Origin of the sequence: Phenylobacterium sp. (assembly GCF_004799395.1) — a bacterium.
Lineage (GTDB): Bacteria > Pseudomonadota > Alphaproteobacteria > Caulobacterales > Caulobacteraceae > Phenylobacterium.
In genome coordinates, this window is the sequence record NZ_SSMZ01000203.1 from 1 (window position 1) to 2,838 (window position 2,838).

Annotated in this window: 3 protein-coding genes; 2 read left to right on the top strand and 1 reads right to left on the bottom strand. The window is 68.8% G+C overall.

All coding sequences use genetic code 11. The features are described from left to right. Positions 1-1,182: hypothetical protein (locus E8A12_RS13180; protein ID WP_293369415.1), on the bottom strand; the 1,182-nt coding region annotated here is incomplete at its 3' end. A 115-nt stretch (positions 1,183-1,297) separates the two neighbouring features. Between E8A12_RS13180 and E8A12_RS13185 the strand changes: the two genes are divergently transcribed. Then, on the top strand, positions 1,298-2,143 hold the full coding sequence (locus tag E8A12_RS13185) for a GNAT family N-acetyltransferase (protein WP_293369418.1): 846 nt from the start codon (positions 1,298-1,300) through the stop codon (positions 2,141-2,143). A 1-nt stretch (position 2,144) separates the two neighbouring features. Further along, a partial coding sequence (locus E8A12_RS13190) for a PIG-L family deacetylase (protein WP_293369420.1) occupies positions 2,145-2,838 on the top strand: 694 nt, incomplete at its 3' end.

Here is a 2,838-nt window from a genome sequence, read left to right on the forward strand (position 1 = left end):
CAGGACCAGCGACACCGCGAAATAGAAGGCGTGGCTCATCACCGGCGTGTCGAGGAACCAACTCGCATAGTTGTACAGCATCACGTCGGACTGGACGTAACGGTGCTCAAGCCGTAGCGGGGCCATCTTCTCGGCGGGCGCGTCAACGCCGACGTAGACCGGCAGGCACCAGTCGACCACCGGCGGGGCGAAGACCCAGCGGAAATCCTCCCAGCGCACCCGCAGGTAGAGGCCAGGATGGTGGGTGATCAGCTCGACCCATTGCTGCGCGAAAGCCTTATCGGGAATGGCGTTCAGGCCCGCCTGGATGGCGGTGTCGCGGTCGGTGAAGTCGACCCGGCGGCCGGAATAGTCGGCCTTGGCGCGGGACCGCACGACGGCGGCGGCGGCCGGATTGGCCGCGCTCAGCTTTTCGGTCCTGTAGCTGGGGTCCATGGCGATGGCGCCCAGCACGTCGTAGCTTTGGACAATCCTCAGGCCCGTGGAGAGTGCGGTGTCATCGGGCGCCTTGGGCGGTTCGGAGAGCGTGGTCTCGACCTGACCCACCAGCACCAGGGCGATCAGCGCGGCCGCCGTCCAGCCGACCCCGCGCCTCCAACTACCCCGCGCGGCGATCCAGCCCAGGGCGAGCGCCGCAAAACCGCCGGCGATGATGCCGTTCTGGCGCACCTGGGCGCCTGCAGCCATCAACACCAGGGCCGCGATCAGCAACATCCAGCGCCGTGGCCGGTCTGGCCAGATGCGGCCAGCCCACGCCACCATGACGAAACCCGCCACGGCGCAATTGGCGAACATGACGTCCTTCCAGACGATGCCCTGGTAGACCATCACCTGCGGCGTCAAGGCGACCAGGGCGGCCATCGGCACACCCCACCAGCTGGTCCGCGGCCTGAGGTCCGCCATGGCCGCCAGGGCGCCGAAGAACAACGCCGCACTCACTGTCACATAGAGGGAGGTCCCGGGAATGAAACCGTCGAAGAAGCCCAGCACCCAAGCGTAGAGCGCCGGGCCCCACGTCTCGCGGATATGGAAATGGCCCTCATAGAGCTGGGCGACCGAGTCGTAGCTCAGGTGCCCGGGCAGATTGGCGCCCAGCATGACCAGCAGGCCGGTCGCCAGCACAGCCCGCAGCGCCGTGCGCGCGCCGACGTTGACGCTGATGTCGATGGTGAATTTCGCCATCCCCGCGCGGTCCCCCCACCTTGCTTGAGGGTTTGGTACGGCGCGCCCGCGGCAATGAGAAGCTCAAAAGACACCGCCGCTTGGCGGGCTTGGCCAATCATGGTGAGTTGCCGCCATGACAGGTCAGGCGCTCGCGATCCGGCCGGCGGGGACAGCGCCGACCCAGTTGGAGGCCTATGGCCGCCTGCTGAACGCCGCCTTCCAGACCGACAAGTTCAACTCCGCGGCGCTGGCCTGGCGCTATCGCGACAATCCGGCGGGCGCCGTGATCGGAGCCGACGCCTGGGACGGCGACATGCTGGCGGCGCACTATGTGACCTGCCCGCTCGAGGCGAACATCGACGGGGCCGTGGTGAAGGGCCTGCTCTCGCTGAACACCGCCACGCACCCGGACTACCAGGGCCGTGGCCTGTTCACGACCCTCGCCGAGAGGGCTTACGACCTGGGAACCCAAGCCGGCTACAGCTTCGTCATCGGTGTGGCTAACGCCAATTCGACGCCGGGATTCCTGCGCAAGCTGGCCTTCCAGGAGGTGGGCCGGTTGCACGCCGGAGTATTGGCGAGCCTGCCCCGGCGATTCTCGGCCGCCGAGGTCCAATACCAGGGCGCCTGGCGCGACGATCTGCTGGCCTGGCGGCTGGGCAATCCCGAAGGGCGCTACATGATGGCCAAGCATGGCGACCTCACGGGCGTCTGGGCGAGGACCCACCTGCCCTTCGTCCAGTGCGGGGCCTTCCTGCCGGGCGCGACCACGCTGAAGCCCGCCGGCGGCGCGCCGCTGGCCGCGACGCTGTTCCTGGGCCTGGAGCCGCGGATGAACCTCCGCGCCTTCCTGCCGATCCCGGAGCGCTTGCGTCCCTCGCCGCTGAACCTCATCTGGCGCAGCCTGGCGCCGGGCGCGCCCGCCGCGCTGCGCCGCGAAGCCGTGGCGTTCAATTTCCTCGATTTCGACCCGTACTGAGATGACCGTCGTCTACATCCTGGCGCATTTTGACGACGAGTACTGCGGCCTGCCGCTGGTCACCGCCGCCGTAGCCGCGGGCGAGGATCAGCTGTTCCTCTATGTCGCCGACTACCGGACGCCCGACCTGGCGCAACGCCGCCACGCCGAGAGCCAGGCCCTGCTGGCCCATCTCGGCGTCGATCCGGCCAAGGTCGTCCACGCCGGCCGCGGCGCCGGCGCCGTCGACGGGGCCGTCCATCGCGCCCTACCGGCCGCCTACGCGGCGCTGGGAGCGGCCTTGGCGGACGTCGGCCCGATCTCGCGCATCGTCGTCACCGCCTGGGAAGGTGGCCACATGGATCACGACATGTGCGCCCTGATGGCGACCGACATCGCCGCCACGCATGGGAACCCGCCCATCGAGACCATCAGTCTCTACAATGGCCCCCGGCTGCCCAGCATTTTCTTCCATGGCGGCTGGCCACTGCCGCAGAACGGCCCGATCCGAAGGGTGAGGGTCGGGCCCGCCGCGTGGCTCAGTTGGATGGCGGCGGTGCGGTTCTTCCCGTCCCAGACCAAGACCTGGCTGGGTCTGTGGCCGGCGATGTTCTGGAGCTACGCCTGGCGAGGGTTCGGTGTGCAGACCCTCGATCCGGCGCGGGTCCGCGAGCGGCCGCACCCAGGGGCGCTCTTCTACGAGCGGATGTTCAAGG

What these genes read in the sequence shown, in the direction of transcription:
- E8A12_RS13185 (WP_293369418.1), top strand. Translation starts at nt 1,298, where the DNA reads ATGACAGGTCAGGCGCTCGCGATCCGGCCGGCGGGGACAGCGCCGACC.